We start from the raw sequence: 20,117 nt of genomic DNA, 5'->3' as shown, positions 1-20,117 counted from the left end.
CTATTAATAATAAGTGGCCAACCATAGAGACTTGGTTGACCACTTCATTTCAGATAATTCGACATCAGCTGGGTTGATACATTGCCGCGACTTCCTTTGCCGTTGGGTAGGACTTTTGCGTCCCCCGTCGCGTCACGGTGACAGCCGCATATTCATTGGCATGCCGTAACGCCTTCGGAACCGTCTCTCCCTGCGCATAGTAGTGGGCAAACGACCCGATGAAGGAATCGCCCGCGCCGGTGGTATCGACCGCATCAACCTTGACGGCGTCAATCAGTTGACTCGTTGTGGCGCTGACCCACAGCACACCGCGAGAACCGATCGTGACCAGGACATTCTTTACGCCCATATCAACCAGACGTTGCGCGGCCCGCGAGATTTCATCCATGGATTCCGTTGGCAGTCCGGTCAATGTCGCCAGTTCCGTTTCGTTTGGCGAGAAGAAGTCTACGCGCCGCACGTGTTCCACATCGAGTTGCTTGTTAGCGGGTGCCGGATTCAGGAGAACCGGTACGCCATAACGGTTGGCCAAGTCGATGGCATGATAATTAGTCTCTAGCGGAATTTCCTGCTGCAACACAACCAGTTTCGTATTTTGAATCATATCGAGATGCTCATCCAAAACGGCCGGCGTTAACTCGCTGTTGGCCCCCTTGACGATGAGAATGCGGTTGTCAGCCGTTGGGTCCACGAAGATCGGTGCGGCACCACTGTTCTTATGACCGACACCCACGCCAGACACATCAATGTTTGCGGCTTTGAAGTTGGCCAACTGCTGTTCTCCGAAGCTATCGTTACCAACCATCGAGATGAAGCTGACCTGCGAACCTAACCGGGCAGCAGCCACGGCCTGATTCGCACCTTTACCGCCAAAACCCATCGAGAAGTCATCGGCCTCAACGGTTTCACCCGCCACTGGCATGCGCCTAATATACGTCATGAGATCAATCATGTTCGACCCAATTACTAACACATCACTTTTTTTCATACCTGGACACCTCTTTATTTCTAAACTAACACAAATTGCCTTTCATGTAAACGCTTCCAAACGAATTCACAAAAGCGTAAAGGGTATGAATAAGTGTCTGTGCTGGTTATTATTAACCGCTACTATTTTCTGAAAGGAGCGCTCACGGGGCTGACGGCGAAAATGAGCTGCCTAGACCAATTGACTAACCTCACAATTATCAGTATCATTGGAGAAGTTATGCAATTTTAATAGAATAGAAGGCCGTTTAATGTCAAAGGAAATTAAACATTCGTTATTTATCATGGTATTTGGCACTTTCTTCGGCATCCTGTGTTCTACCCTGATGAACGTGGCGCTACCAACGTTTATGACCGTGTTTCACGTTAACTCGTCCACCGTTCAGTGGATCAGTAATGGCTATATGCTCGTCAGTGCAATGATGATTCCTGTCAGTGCCTACCTGATTAAAAAGTTCACGTTTCGCAGACTATTCATCCTGTTTTCCGTCATCTTTCTGATTGGAACACTACTGGGCAGTCTGGCCCAGAGCTTCTGGATGTTGATTCTCGGCCGCATGATCCAAGCTACCGGATCAGGGGTGATGATGCCGCTGGTCAACATCCTGGCGATTCGCTACGCCGCCCCCACTAAAAAGGGCGCGGTCATGGGAATCGTTGGCCTCGCGTTCAACTTTTCTCCTATTATTGGGCCAACGTTGTCCGGGGTGATTCTGACTTACATGTCGTGGCGGTACCTGTTCATCCTAGTGCTCCCCTTCATCCTGCTGGACCTCATTCTGGCGTACTTCTTACTGCCGAGTGTGCCCACGAATGAATCGCCGACCTTGGACCGTTGGGGCCTGTTTCTCGTCAGTTTCGGCGCATTAGGGCTGCTATGGAGCTTCTCAAATGTGGGACAGTACGCGTTGACCTCCCCATTTGTCGTCGTTCCTTTCATCATCGGCCTCATCCTCACCACCATCTTCATCCGGCAACAATTACATAGTCCAAACCCCTTGATCAATCCTAAAATTTTCAAGAGTGTTCAATTCACCACGGCCACCAGTCTCAACGCGTTGATTGTGGCCACCATGTATGGGAATACGATTCTACTGCCCCTCCTGATCCAGTCGATCATGCATCAGAGTCCGATCATTTCCGGAATTGCGCTGTTACCCGGTGCTTGTCTAACGGGAATCATGTCGCCAATCAGTGGCCGCCTCTACGACCGTTACCCCGTGCGCCGAATCGTGACAGCCGGCCTGTTGATCGATTGCTTTGGAACCATCATGCAGGCGTTCATTGACGTCAATGCTTCCGTCGTCATGTTAACGGTTGGTCAGACGATTCGGCAATTGGGGCTCGTCTTGATTCTGATTCCGATTCAAACGCACGCGCTGACCCACCTCCCTAACAAGTGGGTAGCTGATGGGGTCGCAACGTTTAACACGCTCCGCCAGATTTCCGGATCGTTTGGGACAGCGATTATCATCGCCACGATCAACTTAGCCACTAAATTCTTCACGACGCATCCCAACGCCCCACAAATGGGGATTCAAGCTGGATTCACAATGTGTCTGGTCTTTCTGGTCATCGCTCTCGGCGTATCGGTCAAACTCATGACGATTCGCGAAAACGATTAAGGTTGACTTCGCGCAAGACCCGTGCGATACTATCCAATGGTGCCAAACCAAGGTGAGGGTACGCGATCGGTGCGCAAGCATTCAGAAGGTCGCCGCACCTCACCACTGCCATCCCGAGTAGAACGCGGGATGGCTTTTTTGTATAAGAGAGTGCAGCAAGGCGATTAGGTTCTGAGCATTAGGGAGCTAAGAGCTTCTGTTCGACCTCGTCGGACAGGAGGGCTTAGCTTTCTAAGCGGAAGAACCTGCCTTGCGAAACTCGTTTCAGAGGCCGCATATTTCCCAGGTATTCCGGCGAGAGAAAGCCTGGATCTCTAAAAGTAATCACTAACAACTACGCTGAGCAGGAATCCCTTAGCTTTATAAGCACAAGAACCTGGCTTGCGGAACTCGTTCCAAAAGTCGCCCATTTCCATCCACTTTAGCAAGAGAAGATGCAAAACCAGCCAAATAACCTGCCACCAACGCCACGAACAACAAGCTACCAGCTAATCAAACTGGCAGCTTTTTTAGATGAACCTAGAACTTATCAGACTAATTAATCGCAAAAAACAGGTAAGGGTTTTACTCACGAACCCTTACCTGCCGAATTTAAAATTATGCGATTAATCCTGACGACCGCCCAAGGATGCTACCATCTTAGGATCACGGTGGTCAAAGAAGGCTGACTCTTGCATGTCGAGAGCTGCAATCTGGTCCATTTCAGCGTCTGACAATTCAAAATCAAAGATGTTGATGTTCTCTTCCATCCGGTTCTTGTGCACGGACTTAGCCAATGACACCACGCCCCGTTGGTAGAGCCAACGCAGAACGACTTGACCAACGCCCTTGCTGTGGGCTTGCGCAATCTTCGTCAACGTTTCATTGGTGAACAGGTTGTGTCTGCCTTCAGCGAATGGTGCCCAAGCTTCTGGTTGGATACCTTCCTGCTTCAACCAGTCCATTTCATCCTTCTGTTGGTTCCACGGATTGATTTCGATTTGGTTTAATTGTGGTGTGACATCGTTATGAATATCAAGGTCAACGAACCGGTCAGCACTGAAGTTAGAAATTCCAATGGCCCGAACCTTACCCGCCTTTTGTAACTCTTCCATAGCACGCCATGACCCATAAACATCACCATAAGGTTGGTGAATCAGGTACATATCCAAATAATCCAATTGTAACTTAGCCAGTGAATCTTCAAAGGCCTTCATCGTTGCATCGTAACCCGTTGAGCTGACCCACACTTTGGTCGTCACGAAGAGGTCCTCGCGAGCTACTGGTGATTCCTTGATAGCTTCACCAACCTCAGCTTCGTTACCGTAGGCTTGGGCCGTATCAATCAACCGGTAGCCCGCGTCAATAGCGTCTAAAACGGCTTGCTTCGTCCCGCCATTTTCGATTTGGAAAACCCCAAATCCAACTGCTGGCATTTCAACACCGTTGCTTAACTTAACCATTGGTACCTTTGTCATAATTATATTTCCTCCTTGTATGTGTTCCAATTGAATGTCTCTATATTAAGGCTAAAAACGGTTCTTGAAAATTACCAGATAAGCATGCTACTATACGTTCAACACATGGTAAATTGTAAAAAATCAGAGCCTCTCATTTTCATTTGGCCAAGCCATCATTCTTTCTCAGCCAGCTTGGCTTGGCGTTTCAGGTCAAGCTCACGCAACTCTTCTTCCGTCTCTTCCATATGATCATGAAAATGATTGAGCTTATAGTCTAAGAGATCAATCGCTGTCTGCAGATCATCCCGCTTTTCTTTCATCACAACCAGTTGTGCCTTTAGGAGGGTCATTTCTTCCTCAGCAGTATCCTCTGGGGAATCAAACAACTCAATATAGCGTCGAAGGTTTTCAATACTCATCCCGGCCGCCCGCATCTGCGTAACAAACTGAATCCGCCGAATGATTCGGTCATCAATATCCCGATTTCCCACTTCAGTTCGGTCAATCGCTGGAATCAATAATTCCTTCTCATAGTAGCGAATTGCCGCAGAAGAAACACCGGTTTTTTCGCTGGCCTCTTTAATGTTCATCGTTAGCTTCCTTTCACTAAAGCTTCACTCGACCAACTTGTCTAATGATAAGCTAGTCTATCTGAAACAAGAGTAGCATTAAATGCCTAACAAACAAAGCAAGTGACCTTCAGCGCGCCCAATCACTTATGAGAGATCACAACAAAAAAGGCGCCACAATAATATGGCGTCCATTTTAAGGCTCTATTCACCTTCAAGCTAAATCACTACTGCTGGCTTACTTCAAGGTAGACATATCAATCACATAACGATAATGTACCTTGCTATCCAGAATATTCTGGTAAGCTTGCGAAACATCATCGATCCCAATCATTTCGATCTGCGGTTTGACATCATTCTTCGCCGCAAAGTTGAGCATTTCCTGCGTCATTTGAATACCGCCCACATTGGAAGCAGTGACCTTAGCTTGATTCCCAAAAATTGAGAACAAGTTAAAGTGAATATCATTGCTTGGAATACCAACATAGCAGAAGACGCCATCGGCTTTAACCAAAGGCAAATAACTATTCAAGTCCATATCTGCAGCCACAGTGTTTAAAATGAAATCAAAGTGACCCGCTAAAGCTTGAAAATCTGCTGGCGTTTTCAGAATTTGATAATCGCTGGCGCCGAACTGCTGGGCTTCATTCCGCTTACTTTCAGAATGCCCCAAAACAGTCACGTGAGCACCCATTTTAGCGGCAAATTGAACCGCGATATGCCCTAAGCCACCAAGCCCGATAATAGCGACGTTGCTATCCTTGCCAACGTTAAAACGCTTCAATGGATTGTACGTGGTGATACCGGCACACAACAGTGGCGCAGCATCTTGTAAGGCCAATTCATCGGGAATGTGCAGTACAAAGTGATCCTTAACCACGATTGCTTGTGAGTAGCCACCTTGGGTAATCGTCCCATCATCGTCTTCTGAATCAAAGACAACAACGACACCATGCTCACAGAATTGTTCTTGACCCGCCTTGCAGGCAGCACACTTGCCACACGAGTTAACGAAGCATCCTACCCCAACACGATCGCCGGGCTTAAAGTTCTCAACGTTGCTCCCAACAGCTGAAACGATTCCGGAAATTTCATGACCTGGGACCATTGGAAAGTGAGCGCCTTGCCACTGGACCATACTGACGTCACTGTGACAAATCCCACAGTACTTAATATCAATGGCAACATCATCTGGCCGTAAGTTTCGCCGTTTAATAACGGTTTGATTGAATGAAGCAAAGTCGCCTTTCGTGTCGGCAACTAAGGCTTTAACTGATTGACTCATTAATAATCACTCCAAATTTTTTAATTGTTATTACAAATTCCACACTAAGGTTCTGACCAACTTCACTACCCGACCTATTCGCCAGCAGGAAAATCCGTTGAAGCGGCTAAATCTGTTTGCGCTTTATAATCCGCTACCCGCTTTTCCAACGTTGCAATTGTATTCTTAAGTGCCTCGGAACCCAGAACCATGCGTAACGGCGCTGGTTCTTGATCAACGCTCTCGATAATTCGACTGGCCATCCGCACTGGATCACCGGGCGCTAAGCCATTGGCTGGATCCAGCATCTTCTGGAAAGCATGGGCTGGATTGTCCTCATAGGCTGGTAAGAAATTAGCGACCTGGGCACTCCCGTAACGGAATTCAGTCCGGGCACCACCGGGTTCAACAATCGTCACACCAATGTTAAAACTAGCAACTTCCTGAGCAACAGCTTCCATGAAGCCTTCAATACCAAACTTAGCTGCGTGATACATAGAGTTCCCTGGATAAGCCACTTGACCACCATATGAAGAAATCTGGATCAACCGGCCATGCCCTTGCGCTCGCATACTTGGCAAAATTGCCCGAACCATTTGAATTGACCCCGTTAAATCAGTCGCAATGATTTGATTGATTTCAGCATCGCTTAACTCCTCTGCGGCACCAAACAAGCCATAACCGGCGTTGTTAACCAAGACGTCAATTTGATAGTCCTTCGTTAGCTCATCCACCAATTGATGAATAGACGCAACATCCGTCACATCCAAAGACTTACTGATAAAGGTATCCGGGTATTGATCGACTAAGTCTTGCACTTTGGCCGCATTACGGACAGTCCCAATCACCGTCTTCCCCTGAGCCAAAAGTTGTTCCGTCATTGCGTGACCAAAGCCACTGCTAACACCTGTAATTAACCACGTTTTATTTTCCATCATTATTTCTCCTTTTACTTTCGATTGATGCCTAAGCTATCACGAGACCCTAACTGATCATCATGGGCTAACCGCACCACTAGATCCGCAACACTTTTCCGTGAAACATCGTGGCCGCCGAAGGGTTCACCCTTCTTGGTCAGGTCATAATCGGTATCATTGCCATTGTCAAACCAGCCGGGACGAATAACCGTATAGTTTAAGTCAGAAGCTTCTACCGCGTCAGCAGCATCCCGATAGCCTTGTAATACTGGATTTTCATCAAGATTCCCGCCGCCGACACTGGCCGGAATTTCATTGTAGATTCCCATTGAGGCAATAAATAATAAGCGCTTCACGTCATTGTGGTCCATAGCTGTGATCAGGCTCTTAGCCATGCCAGCTAAATTGCCACTCAACGCCGCAAACACAACGTCTTGTCCATCCAGTGCTGTCTTTAGCGTTGCTTGATCAGTCACGCTACCCGCAATTGCCCGTTCACGCTGAGCATCCAATTGGCCCAAACGACGCGTGTTCCGCGACATCAGCGTTAACTGATCCGTCGTATTCTCTAAGAAATACCGCCGCGTTGTACTGCCAACCGACCCCGTCGCACCAATGATTAATACATTTGTCATGTTGAAATTCCTCCGCTTCATCTTTGAATAAACTCAGTCTACAACCTTGCAGTAACTTCAACGCAAGGCATATGACGAATTTTTTTATTTAAGCAACGCAAACTCTAACGTCTGTTTGTTCTCCCGTAGTAGGGACAACAGCTCCTCAGGAAATTTACCTAAATAGCTGACTTGATAAGGCGCAATGTCCTGGTCGCCAAAGTTTATTGAGAAGGCTTGCCAGTCTTGAAAGTAGTAGATGCCACCCGCAACGACCTGTGATGTTAGCTCTTGCGAAAAATCAATCGCTGTTGGTAATTGGCCAAAGTATTCGTGCCCACCATTTTGCTTAAACGTCAGTGTTACCGGCAGACTGGGTGCCAACATTTTCTCGAAATCCTCATTGACTGTTAGGTCAAAACGCTGTCCTTCGTAACTAATTTTCATGACTGAAAGCACCTCTTTATTTTTGAATATCATTAGCTTAGCCCCTTGCAGTAACTTCAAGGCAAGCAAAATTTCTATTTACTTCGTATATTTAATTACTCGAGCAGGCACACCAACTGCGACCGCATTGTCCGGAATGTCCTTCGTGACCACTGCCCCGGTTCCAATGATGGCATTTTCGCCAATCGTCACCCCTGGAGCCACGTTCACGCGGGCACCTAACCAGGCGTTCTTCTTGATGTGAATCTCTTTCGTACTGATCATTCGAATATTATTAGGCTCATGGTTGTCGGTAAATAAACCGACCCCTGGCCCCATCATGACCCCGTCATCAATCGTGATCGTTCCCACAGACATCATGGTCAAATTGTGATTAGCGTACACGTTCTTTCCCAAGTTCACGCGATTTCCACAGTCGATATACATGGGTGGCGTGAAGAAAGTCCCGTCGTGCATTTGGCCTTGCAACAACTCATTTTCCAACGCAACCACTCGCGCACGGTCACTTGGCCGGGTCGCATTAATATCGTGGCAAATGTCGTTACACCGATCAATCTCACCATGAACTTCCTTTTGGTACTGTGCATTCCGAATATCAACTGACTTACCTGCACGCAGTTCTTCAAAAATACTCACGATTAGCCCTCCTTGTCTGGTAACACGTCATTGACCAGGTTGACTGCTGTTAACGTTCGTGGATAGCCAATGAATGGTAATAACACCGTAATAATATCTAACAATGTTTGTTTACTGGTGCCCACGTGATGGTTAGCCGCAACATGCCCTTTCACCTGAGGATCTGCGCCACCCATAGAAATCAGCATCGCAAACGTCAGCATTTCTCGTGTCTGCTGGTCGATCCCCGTCCGCGTATAGTAATCACCAAAACAATTGTCAGCTAGGAACGTCGCAAAATGTTTTTGATTTGCTGGTGCCGTTGCTAACATCTTATCCACACCATCGCCCACAATTTGGCGAACCGTGGCTAGCCCTTTATCAGCCCGCGTTTCTGGCGTTGTCGTACTCTGTGGGGCTACAGGAACCTGAATCCCTTTTTCACGAAAAACATCATTAGTGCCGTTCAAGAAGTCAAAGACCTTACCCAACCCGGCGTAAGGTACCGCCTGGTAAACAATCTCTTTAATTTCAACCGGTGTCACACCCACGTTCAACGCGGCTGTCACCATGGCCTTGTATTCGTTCAAACACTGCATGGCAATCAACGACGCCAAGGTCACCTTTAGCCGTAACTTAACATCCAGGTGGCTATGTTGTAGAACTTCATCAAAAGCAAAATTATCAAAAACAGCAATAAACTCTGGATCCGTTTGCTTCAGTGTTGACACATGATTAGGAAACATCTCATCATGATTTTTCTGCGCAGTTTTATTTGGCATTGTTTGGAACTTCCTTTCATTATCTCGTTCAATGACCCTACCTTAGCCCCTTGCAGTAACTTCAAGGCAAGGGTTTTTTCAAAAAAACTCGCCATCAGATTCAAAAATCTGCGACGAGTTTTCCTGAACACTATACCGTTAAAATTTCTCTACCTCGATCGACTAGATCATAAGATTAGTAAACGGGACGATCCTCACCTTCAGTATCAGGATCTGCAATGCCGATACTATCACGACTGTACTTGCTAGCATCAGCGATAGTCGTTAAAACAACATCGGCGATACTTTCCCGTGAACCAGAAACACCGTTATAGGCTTGGTCCTTAGTCGTCACAACGTACTTGACCCCGCGATCATTTAGCCAAGGCAACCGCAATGTCGTGTAGTCCAGGCCAGAATTAGCCAACAAGTTATCAGAACGACGGGCTGGCGCCATCCCCGCACCAATCATTTCCGAATTCCACCGGCCAAACTCACCGCCGACTTCATTGTAAATGCCTAAAACATTAGCAAAAAGAACGCGGGAAACGTCGTTAGCCTTCATCCCAGCAATGACATTCTTGGTCAGCCGGTTCTGTTGGTCATGGTCAACGACGGCAACGAATACCATATCTTGGCCAACCATAGCGGCGCTTACGGCAGCTGGGTCGGTGATGTCACCTTCGACCAAGGTAACCCGTGGGTTGTCTTGCAAGTTAGCCAATCGACTCGCGTTCCGTAAGAACAACGTCAACTCAACGTCTGCAAACTGGTCTTCCGTTAAAACTCGGTGTTCTACGATTTGGGCAATTTGCCCGTTAGCTGCTAAAATCATTACTTTTTTTGTCATTATTAAAACTCCTTAGTTATTTTTAAATTTACATCTTAACGCTCATAACCCATGATACTTGTGTCAAAAGTAGCCATAACTACCCCCGCGATTGAACTCGGGTAACCCAAGCCGCCACGCGTTTATCAGCCTGATCAACTTTGTTGCCATCAACAACCAATGCCGGCATGAATTGATTCTCTTGTGCACCACTACTTCTTAAAATAGACGCGATTCGATCAACGCTATCTCCCTGTCCGTAACCACCTTCAGTCATAAACGGGGCAATTTTCTTATGCATTAACTGGTTCCCGTTCGCCATTAAGAAGGCTATCATCGGATGAGATAGGGTCATTGCCCAGATTGGATAGCCTAAATAGACGGTGTCGTACTGGCTCAAATCAGGGACCCGCATATTCAGCTCGGGATAGTCCGCTGCCGCTCGCTCTGAGTTGGCTCGCGACAGCGTTTGCTGGTAATTGGCCGAGTATGGGGACTTAACCACGATTTCTAAGAGGTCTGCATCCGTCTGCTGGGCAACTTTGCTCGCCAACAACTCCGTACTGCCGGAGCGTGAGAAATAGATAATGATACTTTGGGCACCTTTGGTCAAACGCCGAGTTGGTTGGTTCTGACTGTTTGTATCTTGACCATCGGACTTAGTTCCGGCACCATTTCGCCAAGCACTCTCTAACTTTCCTAATTGATAGGCCATTACCGGCTGTCCCGCAATTTTCCCAGCCACCGAACTGCCTGGCCGCCCTTCAGCAGAATTAATTAAGCACATAGATCAGCATCCCTCCAATTAAAATATCAATCATCAAAATTCCCAGACTAAATTGTCCTCTTTTCATCATAACCACCTCAGTTAACCTTGACCGTCTTCAAAAGCTGGATACAAAGTCATCCCACCATCAATAAATAGGGTGATTCCAGTTACGTAACTAGATTCAGTGGAAGCTAACCATGCCGCACCCGCAGCAACTTCCTCCGGCGTCCCAATCCGATTCATGGGAACCATGTTAGCCGTTTGGGCATATTGCTTAGGGTCCGCAAACTTCTTGGCATTGATTGGCGTATTGATTGCACCAGGTCCAATTGCATTGACGCGAATGTTATCTTGCGCATACTCCATGGCAATCGTTTGCGTAAACAACTTCACGCTACCCTTCGCAGCTGCATAGCTGGCAAACGTTGGCCACGGAATGCGTTCATGAACTGAAGACATATTGATAATGTTTCCCGGCTTATTCTGTGCCTTAAAGTAAGCTAACGCCGTCCGTGACCCCAGGAATACACCGGTCTGATCAATGGCAGTCACCTTATTCCAGTCATCCAGCGTGACCTCGTGTGTCGGTGACTTGATTTCCATTCCGGCATTATTGACCCAAACGTCCAAGTCCCCAAAGTTATCGAGTGCTGCGTTCAATAAAGCATTCGCACCGGCTTCCGTCGCAATATTAGCTTGAACAATTACGGCTTGCCCGCCAGCTGCTTGAACGTCATCCGCCGTTTGTTGAGCCCCAACTGGATCACTGTTGTAGTTAATCACAACGTTCATTTTTTCCTGACCAAAGCGTTTTGAAATTGCTGAACCAATGCCTTTGGAGCCGCCCGTAATAACTGCTACCTTACCGTTTAGATCTTCGTACATTATCAATCACTCCTTAATTAACCGACTTAATGGCTGCTTGTTTGATTTACCATTGCTTGAATGTCTATATACTACGGCCAAAATCAGCTCTTGAAAATTACTAGATAAGCATGCTTCCATACGTTTGACGTATGGTATTTTATCGCCAGCAACTCGCTACATTGCTTCGTAAGCCATTTATCAACCTAAAATAGCGTGGTCACAATTGCCCCAATAACAACTAGACCTAATCCACCCAGCGTTAAGACCAGTTCGCGACGTGACTTTCGTTCGTGCAGAAACAGCATGCCGCCCAACGTTGAAATAACAACTGATAGTTGCGAAACCACAAAAGCTGTATTGACACCATTTTGACTGACAGAGACGATATACGTCAGCGAGGCAATCGAGAAGATCAAGCCACCGATCACGTTCAACCAACTGGTCCGCTCCCGCAAGATTTTCTTCTGACCGCGAACAGCCATATAAACCAGCACCGCAACGACCATCCCAATTGATTCAGGTAAGAAGATGGCAATCCCCGACGCGGATAAAGCCTTAGGAATTGCATTAAAAATAATGAAGCCAATTGTCGTTAGCACCAGCATAATAATTGTGCGCGTTTGGTTATCACCCGCAGCTTCCTGTCGATCCTGAATAGACGTCATGATTACACCAATGACTAACAGGATGACGCCGATGCCACCGATCACCTTGGCAGCAGTCGTGTGCCATTCACCAAATAAGAAAACGCCTAGCAGCGCCGTGCCAACTAACTGTAAGCCCGTTGAAATCGGCATCGTTTTAGAAACACCGATGTTGGCATACCCCGTATACTGACCCAACTGCCCAACAATCCAGAAAGCCCCTGACATCGCTGCCATTAAAAAGGCTGTTAAATTAATCGTTGGGTGAAAAATAACTTCAACAATCACGCTAGCAATCAACGTTCCCATGGCCGTACCAAAAATTTGATTGATTGGCCGACCACCCAATTGACTCACAACTAGAGGCAGAACTCCCCATGCAATTGCCGGAAGTAACATCCACATAACGTTCATAATTTTTACCCTCATTCTTTAAAATATTTCTGTGGCGTGTATTGCCTCGCCTTTCAATCCATAACATTCAGTACAAGATACTAGCGCTCTACTTTATCTCTTAAGCTCAGTTCGATTCTTGCGAATACTAGTTCCAAATATTTGATCGATAGCTACGGGATCACGATGACTAAAAAATTGGCTGTGCCGTTGATCAAGTGTAGCAATCTGTGCCATGTCTTGCTTATCCAAAACGAAATCATAGATATCGAGGTTCGCTGCCATACGCGCTTGATGTACCGTCTTCGGAATAACCACAATTTGTCGTTGATACAACCAGCGAAGAATCACCTGACCAGCTGACTTACCATACCGCTCGCCAATCTTAACCAGCGTCCGGTTGTTAAAAACATTGTGCTTGCCCTCTGCGAACGGCGCCCACGCTTCAACCTGAATTCCCTCCGATTGGATAAACTGAACAGCCTCACTTTGCTGATACCACGGATTGATTTCTATCTGGTCAATCACGGGTTTAACTGTTGTTGTTAACTCTAAGTTCTTTAATTGGTCGGTAGAAAAGTTAGAAACGCCGATTGCCCGGATTTTTCCGGCGCGATAGGCCTCCTCTAACGCCCGCCATGCGCCAATAACGTCCCCGTATGGTTGATGTAACAAGTAGAGGTCTAGGTAATCCAGGCCCAAACGGTCAAGGGAGGCATCGATCCCAGCCTTTGCCCGCTGGTAAGAAGCATCTGCGACCCACAACTTAGACGTTATAAACAAGTCTTCACGTTTGCGATCGCTCTTTTTAATTGCTCGTCCCACCGCAGTCTCATTTTGATAAGCCGTGGCCGTATCAATTGCCCGATAGCCTGCCTGTAATGCTTGGGTAACAGCCGTTTCGCACTGCTTAGCATCAACGATTTGGAAAACGCCGAAACCAATTTCGGGCATTTCAATTCCATTATTTAGTTTTACCTGCTGTTCAACCATTGCCTCGTATCACCTGCTCCTCTAAATGAATGACCCAATCATAGGGCGAGACGGAATGTTTGAAAAATGCCAAATAAACATGCTACTATACGTTTAGTGCATGCTTAGGAGCTGAAGATATGATTGAAAGTTACTTATTAGAAGAACTCACCGTTTTCGCTAAGACTGGAACCTTGACCCAGACTGCAGCACAACTAAACGTAACGCAGCCGTCAGTTACTCGGGGGATGCAAAAACTTGAGGAGGACTTTGGTGTTCAGCTATTTGACCGCCAAGCCAATCGCATCAAGCTCACGCCCACCGGTGAACTAGCCGCCCAAGAGGCCGCTAGAGTGCTAGCAGAAAATGCCGCAATGGTCACCAAAGTTCAAAACTACGACCACAGTCGGCATACCACCACATTAGCCGCCACCGTTCCTGGCCCCCAGATTCTATTGAATCAACTACAGTCTACTTTGAAAGAAAAAATTCAAGTTGCCGCTAAGTTTGTCCCCACAACAGATATCGAAACAGCGCTCAATGACAATCAGTTTTCGCTAATATTCTCTAACCAAGAAATCTTCACTGACGATATTGAATCCCAATACGTTGGAGAAGAACGGCTACAAGTCAACCTAGATCAATTCATGTACCTAGCCAACCAAGCAACAGTAACCTTTGCTGAGTTGAAGGGCTTGAGCTTTATCGTAATGCGGGCTATTGGTCCCTGGAACGACATTATTAAAAATGAGATTGCAGACGCAAAATTTATGTATCAGGATGACCGTGAGGCTTTCGCCGAAATTACGAAGTACTCACGTTTCCCATTCTTTGCGACTAACCTCTCGCAAAGTGATCCCTTCTTTAGTGAACAGATCAAGGCGGATACTGACCGTGTTGCAGTTCCAGTCAGTGACGACAGTGCGCAGATGCCAATCTACGCTAGCTATTTACTCTCACAGAAGAAACGACTCTCCCAACTGATTAGAGACATTCAGCAACAGTGGCCCACTGCTCCCCAACGTAATTGAGCCACAAAAATAGTCCAGTCAATGGCAATCACTACCATCAACTGGACTAGTCATAAAAACACCTTCGCTATCCACGGGGGAAGCCCCCCTGTAAACTGGGGTCACGTCAACGATCCTATTCCTATTCACTAGACGCCCTCGAGACATACGCTTCAGAGCTCACATGTTTCCGGATGCTCTAGCGAGAGAACGTCCAGCAAGCTGAGCTCAAATCGACGTTAAATTCAGAATCTCCTAAGCCTCATCCTCAGGCTTATAATCCGCCCAATCCGGTCGCGGCTCCCCTGCGATCTCGGCCTGTTTAATCGCCGAATAAAACGCCACCTTCTGGGTAATGTGCCGGTGATACTTCTCAAGTTTGGCCAACTGCCGCGCCACGTCAACTTCGTGGTCATTTAATATCGCCAAAATCTTATCTAAATCAGCACCGGTTTCCCGATAGCTCAAAAGCTCCTGCAACTCGCTCATCCGCATCCCAGAGTTCTTAAAGCAGACGATACTATTTAATTTTTCAAGGTTTGCTTCATTATAGACGCGATGATTTCCCTTCTGTTGAACATTGGGAATCAACCCCAGTCGTTCATAGTAACGGAGTGTCGACGGTGCTAAATCATACTGCTTGGCAACTTCTGAAATCGTTAATTCTGTCATCTCATATCAGTCCTAATCAATTTGTTAAAAAACTTTACTTGAAGCACACTTCAAGTGCTATGCTTGAAATATTCAGAAGGGAAGGTTAGCCACTATGGAATTTAGAACATTAGGAAAAACTGGCTTTAACATTAGCGAGGTTTCACTCGGTACCTGGCAACTCGGCGGTAAATGGGGGGACCCATTTGACGAAAAGGACGCCATGGATACTCTGGAAGCCGCTTATGACCACGGCGTTAACTTCTTTGATACCGCCGATGGCTATCAGGATGGCCTGAGTGAAAAGGTCATTGGCCAATTCATCAAGCGTCACCCCGACGTGCACTACTCAACCAAGGTCGGTAGAAAAGAAATGCCCCTTTCCGAGGAACATTTCAGTCCTAAATTCATCAGACGATACGTCGAGGAGTCCCTGCAAAACATGCAAGTCGACTCTCTCGATCAAGTCTTATTACACTGTCCACCAATGAGCGTCTACTACCAGCCAGAAACGTTTAAGACCTTGGACGACCTCAAAAAGGAAGGCAAAATCGCCAACTATGGAGTCAGCGTTGAACGCGTTGAAGAAGCGATCAAGTCCCTAGACTACGATATCTCCAGTGTTGAAATCATCTTTAACATGTTCCGTCTACGGCCAGCCAAGTTATTCTTCGACTTAGCCAAGAAGGCCAACGTTGGGATCTTGGCCCGGGTACCGCTAGCCAGTGGCTTACTCACCGGTAAGTTCACTGCCGACACCCACTTTGGTCCGCAAGATCACCGGACAAACAACCGCGATGGTCAACTCTTCAGTAAGGGTGAAACCTTCTCTGGCGTTGATTACCTCACCGGGGTCAAGGCCGCTAACGAACTGAAGGAACGCTTGGGGACGGACAATCTGGCCGCTACCGCCTTACGCTACATCCTGATGTTTGACGCCGTTTCAGCCGTCATTCCTGGTGCCAGCACCCCTAACCAAATCGAACGAAATACAAGTGCCGCTGAAGTAAAACCACTGACGAAAGACCAAATGGCCATCGTCACGGATGTTTACGATAAGTACATCAAAGATCCAATTGAATACATGTGGTAAAGCCACACTTGATTGGCGACTGTGATCAGCCGCCTTTTTTGTGCGCAAATTTAGCCAAATGTTTCATGTGAAACATCCTAGACAAGATAGTCTGCCGAGTGACGTTCCCGTTTCTGCGTCTTGCGAAAGGCACTCGGGGTCATCCCCGACCACTGCTTGAATTGCTTACTAAAGCTCGCCTGACTGCTGAATTTCATCTGAAGGGCGATTGCTTCAATCGAGTTCTCGCCTATCTCCAAGAGGCCCTTCGCCCGGCTGAACTGGCGCTCCTTAGCATATTCCGTCGGCGTGACCCCGTAGATCTTCTTAAAGATTCGGTGACCATACGTGGTACTAATGTTACGGTGGGCGCACACGGCCTGGAAGGTTCGGCGAGTGGTGTCCTCAGCAAATAGGCCACTGGCCAACTTTTGCGCCAAGATAACTTCACGCTCCGGATACTCCTGTGCGGTCGTCACCACTGGTTGTGATTTGGACAAGGCAATCATGAAATCCAGGAAGAAAATCTCCAGCCGAAATTTCCGTTCGGCTGCCTGAACATTGGCCTCTTCCAAGACCACGATTGATTGAATCAGCTTACGCGCGGCCTGACTGACGACCGAATCCGCGGGAATCACCACGTTTCCCAGATTCTTGATGATCCGCGTCTTCAAGTCTAAGTCCCCCACGTTAAAGTGAAAACAGAAGAATTGTAGGCGGTCACCACTGAAATTAAAACTCTCGTGCGGGGTTTCCGGCGTAATGATCACCGCTTCACCGGCCGAAATCACCCGGCGACTGGTCCCCATAAACATGGTGACACTTCCCTGCATGACGGCAATCAGTTCAAACAGCTGATGTTGTTCCCGCGGATAATGCCAGCTGGGAAAGTTCCGCTGGAAATGGCCACCATACAGGTAAATATTCGATTCGATTGTCTGAAAAAGCTGTTGTTGCGCCATGATCTCGTCCTTTCTCAACTGAAATCGCTACAGTCCCAGCCTACCAGCTAATTCACTCGGCGGCAATCCCTTTTAGTTGCCATTTGGACAAATTGAGGGTGGTAATTGCCATAGACGAATTCTCTGTAAGCGGTTACGATAAGAGGGTAAGGGCGCTGAACGACTGGGGTTTTCTCCCTAGTTACGATTAATTTCAATTCAATCAAGTCTTATTGGAGGCAGTTTAGTTATGAGAAAATTTAAAAACGAATTTTGGACCACAACATCTGGTGATCTGACCCAACGGCGCGAACCATTAGCCACCCCAGATTATCAAACCGACATTGCCGATGCCAAGAAGATCGTAATTGATCCTACTGACAAGCATCAGGACTGGAAGGGTGCTGGGGCCGCCATTACCGACTCCGCTGCTCACCTGCTGTGGCAGGACATGGACGCCAAGCAACGTCACGACCTGTTGACCGAACTCTTTGATCCCGCACAAGGCGGCTTCTCTAGTGTCCGGGTACCCTTAGGCTCCTGCGACTTTCAGAGTCAAGACTATTACACTTACGACGACATGCCTTATGGCGAACACGACAACAAGCTGGAGCACTTCTCCATTGGTGAGGGTGAACCCGGCGCACCGGACGCCACTAAAGATCTGAAAAATATCGTGCCCGTCCTCCAAGAAATCTTGGCGATCAACCCCGCACTAAAGATCATTGCCTCACCTTGGTCCGGTCCGGCTTGGATGAAGAACACCGGTCACCTGACGCACGGGGGCCACTTACGTTTCGGCGAATTTACCGGCAACGGCTATACTGAAGAAAACCGGTTCGAGTACATCTATGCCCAATACTTCATTCGTTACATCGAAGAATATCAAAAGCTGGGTATTCCAATCTACGGTCTGACGATTCAAAATGAACCCTCAAACGCCGCTCACTGGCCAGCTATGATCTGGACGGTCCCAGAATTGGCTAGCTTCGGTTACAAGTATCTCCGACCAGCACTGAACCGGTCGTTCCCAGATACCAAACTCTTCTTGCTGGATGACAGTTTCCACGCCTTGACCAAGCCAATCGAAGAAGAAGTAACCCCTGCCGAGGCTTCTGCCTTTGACGGTCTGGCCGTTCACACCTACTCCGGGCCATTTGAAAACATGTACCACGCCAACCGGGCCTACCCTAACTGGGATGTGGTCATGACGGAACGGCGTTGCATGATGACCGACGATCCCGAGGAAAGCGCCCACATCATGTTCGGAATCATCGGCAATTGGCTGGTTCACAACGGCCTGAACATGATCACGCTGTGGAACCTGGCACTGGACGAACGGGGCTTACCAAACGCTGCCGACTCTACCGGTCGTGAAGGGGTCGTCACCATCGACCACACCACCGGGAAAGTCCAACGGAACCTCGAGTACTTCATGCTCAGAAACTTTGGTCAAGACGTCCCAACCGGTTCCAAGGTCATTGGTTCAACCAACTACACCAAGGACGGGTACACCGGCAGTCTCGGCTCCGTAGCCTTCTTGGGGACCAACGGCGACATTGTTGCCCACCTCTACAACCCAACGGATACACCCATCAAGGCAGCTGTGACGGTCAATGGCGATGGCAACAACTGGCAAATCGCAACTGTTCCGGCTTACGGAACGGTCACCCTGCACAAATCGGATGACGCCATCAACACGACGACCATCCCCACCGACGATGAGTTCGCCCTGAACCCTACCCCAGCTAACCACGACGACGTGGCCCCTGGTCAGAGTGAAGGCAGCCAACTCGTCTAGTAATTTTAAAGTTACAACCATCTTTTCGAAGAGCTTGGGCGCAGACCTGAGCTCTTTTATTGTGGCCAAGATGCGTGATTAAGCCATTGCGGTAGCGCCACTAAATTAACCCAAGTGACCGCACCTATGCTATGCTTGAAACCTAATCACTCCGAAAGAAGGCCTCGTTTGCCATGAAAATCATCATCGCCCCTGCTAAGAAGATGGTCATCGATACCGACACCTTCGCTTACGATGGCGTTCCTCAGTATCTGACCGCCACGCAACAAATTTTAGACCAACTACGTCAACTCACCTACCCACAGGCCAAGGCACTCTGGCACTGCAGCGACAAGTTGGCGCAACCCAACTACGATTGGCTACAGCAACTCGACCTGACCCGTCAGCTCACCCCAGCACTTTTAGCCTTTAGCGGTATTCAATACCAGTACATGGCACCCGACCTCTTCACCGCACCCGCGCTAGATTACGTCCGCGATAATTTGCAAATCTTGTCAGGCTTTTACGGGATTCTTCGGCCATTTGACGGTATCGTCCCCTACCGTCTGGAAATGCAATCCAAGCTTGCCGTGGCGGAAACGACTAACCTCTACGCTTTCTGGGGGGACCGCCTCTACCACGCACTGACGCCTACGCCGGAACCCATCATCAACCTCGCATCGCAGGAATACGCTAAAACCATTACACCCTATCTCGCACCACAGCAACCCATGGTCACCATTACTTTTGGCAGTCTCGTCGCCGGCCAACTGAAGACCAAGGCGACCCTCGCTAAGATGGCGCGCGGTGCCATGGTGCGGTATCTGGCGGAACACCAAGTGACCACTGTCGATGCTGTAACCCAATTTGATCACCCGGATTGGATCTACTCGGCGGCGCAATCGACCGCGACAAACATCGTCTTTATCCATCGAGAATAGAAACAAAAAG

General features: G+C 48.0%; 21 protein-coding genes. 5 read left to right on the top strand and 16 right to left on the bottom strand.

Features of this window, described 5'->3' with window-relative positions; all coding sequences use genetic code 11:
• Positions 1-64: 64 nt before the first annotated feature.
• Entirely contained in the window at positions 65-988 is a 924-nt protein-coding gene (rbsK, locus tag ACEPSU_RS01080; RefSeq protein WP_395322239.1) for a ribokinase, read from the bottom strand.
• A gap of 250 nt (positions 989-1,238) precedes the next feature.
• On the opposite strand from rbsK, the gene ACEPSU_RS01075 reads away from it, so the two are divergent.
• The gene (locus tag ACEPSU_RS01075) at positions 1,239-2,612 is read left to right on the top strand and encodes a DHA2 family efflux MFS transporter permease subunit (RefSeq protein WP_020090185.1); all 1,374 of its coding nucleotides are present in this window, start codon (positions 1,239-1,241) and stop codon (positions 2,610-2,612) included.
• 605 nt (positions 2,613-3,217) lie between these two features.
• Here the strand turns inward: ACEPSU_RS01075 and ACEPSU_RS01070 are convergent.
• The 13 genes from ACEPSU_RS01070 to ACEPSU_RS01010 all read right to left on the bottom strand — a co-directional run bounded on the left by ACEPSU_RS01070 (position 3,218) and on the right by ACEPSU_RS01010 (position 13,733).
• Positions 3,218-4,069 carry an aldo/keto reductase gene (locus ACEPSU_RS01070; protein WP_395322237.1) on the bottom strand — a complete coding sequence of 284 codons (852 nt, stop codon included), beginning with the start codon at positions 4,067-4,069 and terminating at the stop codon, positions 3,218-3,220.
• A 155-nt stretch (positions 4,070-4,224) separates the two neighbouring features.
• Positions 4,225-4,641: a MerR family transcriptional regulator gene (locus ACEPSU_RS01065; RefSeq protein ID WP_395322235.1), complete on the bottom strand. Its 417-nt coding sequence runs from the start codon at positions 4,639-4,641 to the stop codon at positions 4,225-4,227.
• Positions 4,642-4,858: 217 nt separating this feature from the next.
• A complete protein-coding gene (locus ACEPSU_RS01060; protein WP_395322233.1) occupies positions 4,859-5,905 on the bottom strand; it encodes an NAD(P)-dependent alcohol dehydrogenase in 1,047 nt (348 codons plus the stop codon).
• A 74-nt stretch (positions 5,906-5,979) separates the two neighbouring features.
• Positions 5,980-6,819, bottom strand: coding sequence for an SDR family oxidoreductase (locus tag ACEPSU_RS01055; protein ID WP_395322231.1), 840 nt, complete (start codon positions 6,817-6,819; stop codon positions 5,980-5,982).
• A gap of 14 nt (positions 6,820-6,833) precedes the next feature.
• Positions 6,834-7,457, bottom strand: coding sequence for an NAD(P)H-binding protein (locus ACEPSU_RS01050; protein ID WP_395323472.1), 624 nt, complete (start codon positions 7,455-7,457; stop codon positions 6,834-6,836).
• A gap of 63 nt (positions 7,458-7,520) precedes the next feature.
• Positions 7,521-7,862: a cyclophilin-like fold protein gene (locus ACEPSU_RS01045; RefSeq protein WP_395322227.1), complete on the bottom strand. Its 342-nt coding sequence runs from the start codon at positions 7,860-7,862 to the stop codon at positions 7,521-7,523.
• A gap of 78 nt (positions 7,863-7,940) precedes the next feature.
• Positions 7,941-8,498, bottom strand: coding sequence for a DapH/DapD/GlmU-related protein (locus ACEPSU_RS01040; RefSeq protein WP_395322225.1), 558 nt, complete (start codon positions 8,496-8,498; stop codon positions 7,941-7,943).
• Between the two features lie 2 nt (positions 8,499-8,500).
• Positions 8,501-9,259: a carboxymuconolactone decarboxylase family protein gene (locus ACEPSU_RS01035; RefSeq protein ID WP_395322223.1), complete on the bottom strand. Its 759-nt coding sequence runs from the start codon at positions 9,257-9,259 to the stop codon at positions 8,501-8,503.
• 175 nt (positions 9,260-9,434) lie between these two features.
• Complete coding sequence (locus ACEPSU_RS01030) at positions 9,435-10,088, bottom strand: NAD(P)H-binding protein (protein ID WP_395322221.1); 654 nt, start codon at positions 10,086-10,088, stop codon at positions 9,435-9,437.
• Between the two features lie 79 nt (positions 10,089-10,167).
• Positions 10,168-10,854 (bottom strand): flavodoxin family protein, encoded by a 687-nt coding sequence (locus ACEPSU_RS01025; RefSeq protein WP_395322219.1) that lies wholly within the window; start codon positions 10,852-10,854, stop codon positions 10,168-10,170.
• A gap of 81 nt (positions 10,855-10,935) precedes the next feature.
• On the bottom strand, positions 10,936-11,721 hold the full coding sequence (locus ACEPSU_RS01020) for a glucose-1-dehydrogenase (RefSeq protein ID WP_395322217.1): 786 nt from the start codon (positions 11,719-11,721) through the stop codon (positions 10,936-10,938).
• A gap of 185 nt (positions 11,722-11,906) precedes the next feature.
• Complete coding sequence (locus ACEPSU_RS01015; protein ID WP_395322215.1) at positions 11,907-12,761, bottom strand: GRP family sugar transporter; 855 nt, start codon at positions 12,759-12,761, stop codon at positions 11,907-11,909.
• 93 nt (positions 12,762-12,854) lie between these two features.
• On the bottom strand, positions 12,855-13,733 hold the full coding sequence (locus ACEPSU_RS01010) for an aldo/keto reductase (protein WP_395322213.1): 879 nt from the start codon (positions 13,731-13,733) through the stop codon (positions 12,855-12,857).
• 119 nt (positions 13,734-13,852) lie between these two features.
• Here ACEPSU_RS01010 and ACEPSU_RS01005 point away from each other — a divergent pair, with 119 nt between their 5' ends.
• Positions 13,853-14,743: a LysR family transcriptional regulator gene (locus ACEPSU_RS01005; protein WP_395322211.1), complete on the top strand. Its 891-nt coding sequence runs from the start codon at positions 13,853-13,855 to the stop codon at positions 14,741-14,743.
• A gap of 234 nt (positions 14,744-14,977) precedes the next feature.
• Here ACEPSU_RS01005 and ACEPSU_RS01000 read toward each other — a convergent pair whose 3' ends face one another.
• A complete protein-coding gene (locus ACEPSU_RS01000) occupies positions 14,978-15,394 on the bottom strand; it encodes a MerR family transcriptional regulator (protein ID WP_395322209.1) in 417 nt (138 codons plus the stop codon).
• A 94-nt stretch (positions 15,395-15,488) separates the two neighbouring features.
• On the opposite strand from ACEPSU_RS01000, the gene ACEPSU_RS00995 reads away from it, so the two are divergent.
• Positions 15,489-16,466 (top strand): aldo/keto reductase, encoded by a 978-nt coding sequence (locus ACEPSU_RS00995; protein WP_260339459.1) that lies wholly within the window; start codon positions 15,489-15,491, stop codon positions 16,464-16,466.
• Between the two features lie 77 nt (positions 16,467-16,543).
• Here ACEPSU_RS00995 and ACEPSU_RS00990 read toward each other — a convergent pair whose 3' ends face one another.
• Positions 16,544-17,425, bottom strand: coding sequence for a helix-turn-helix domain-containing protein (locus ACEPSU_RS00990; RefSeq protein ID WP_395361578.1), 882 nt, complete (start codon positions 17,423-17,425; stop codon positions 16,544-16,546).
• Positions 17,426-17,636: 211 nt separating this feature from the next.
• Here ACEPSU_RS00990 and ACEPSU_RS00985 point away from each other — a divergent pair, with 211 nt between their 5' ends.
• Both ACEPSU_RS00985 and yaaA read left to right on the top strand, forming a co-directional pair.
• Positions 17,637-19,187, top strand: a complete 1,551-nt coding sequence (locus ACEPSU_RS00985) for a glycoside hydrolase family 30 beta sandwich domain-containing protein (protein WP_395322206.1) — start codon at positions 17,637-17,639, stop codon at positions 19,185-19,187.
• Between the two features lie 173 nt (positions 19,188-19,360).
• Positions 19,361-20,107, top strand: a complete 747-nt coding sequence (yaaA, locus tag ACEPSU_RS00980; protein WP_395322204.1) for a peroxide stress protein YaaA — start codon at positions 19,361-19,363, stop codon at positions 20,105-20,107.
• Positions 20,108-20,117 lie beyond the last annotated feature (10 nt).

Source organism: Levilactobacillus parabrevis, from assembly GCF_044051715.1.
Taxonomy (GTDB): Bacteria; Bacillota; Bacilli; order Lactobacillales; family Lactobacillaceae; genus Levilactobacillus; species Levilactobacillus parabrevis.
The sequence above is the reverse complement of the archived record's forward strand: the minus strand, read 5'-3'. Positions and strand labels throughout refer to the sequence as shown.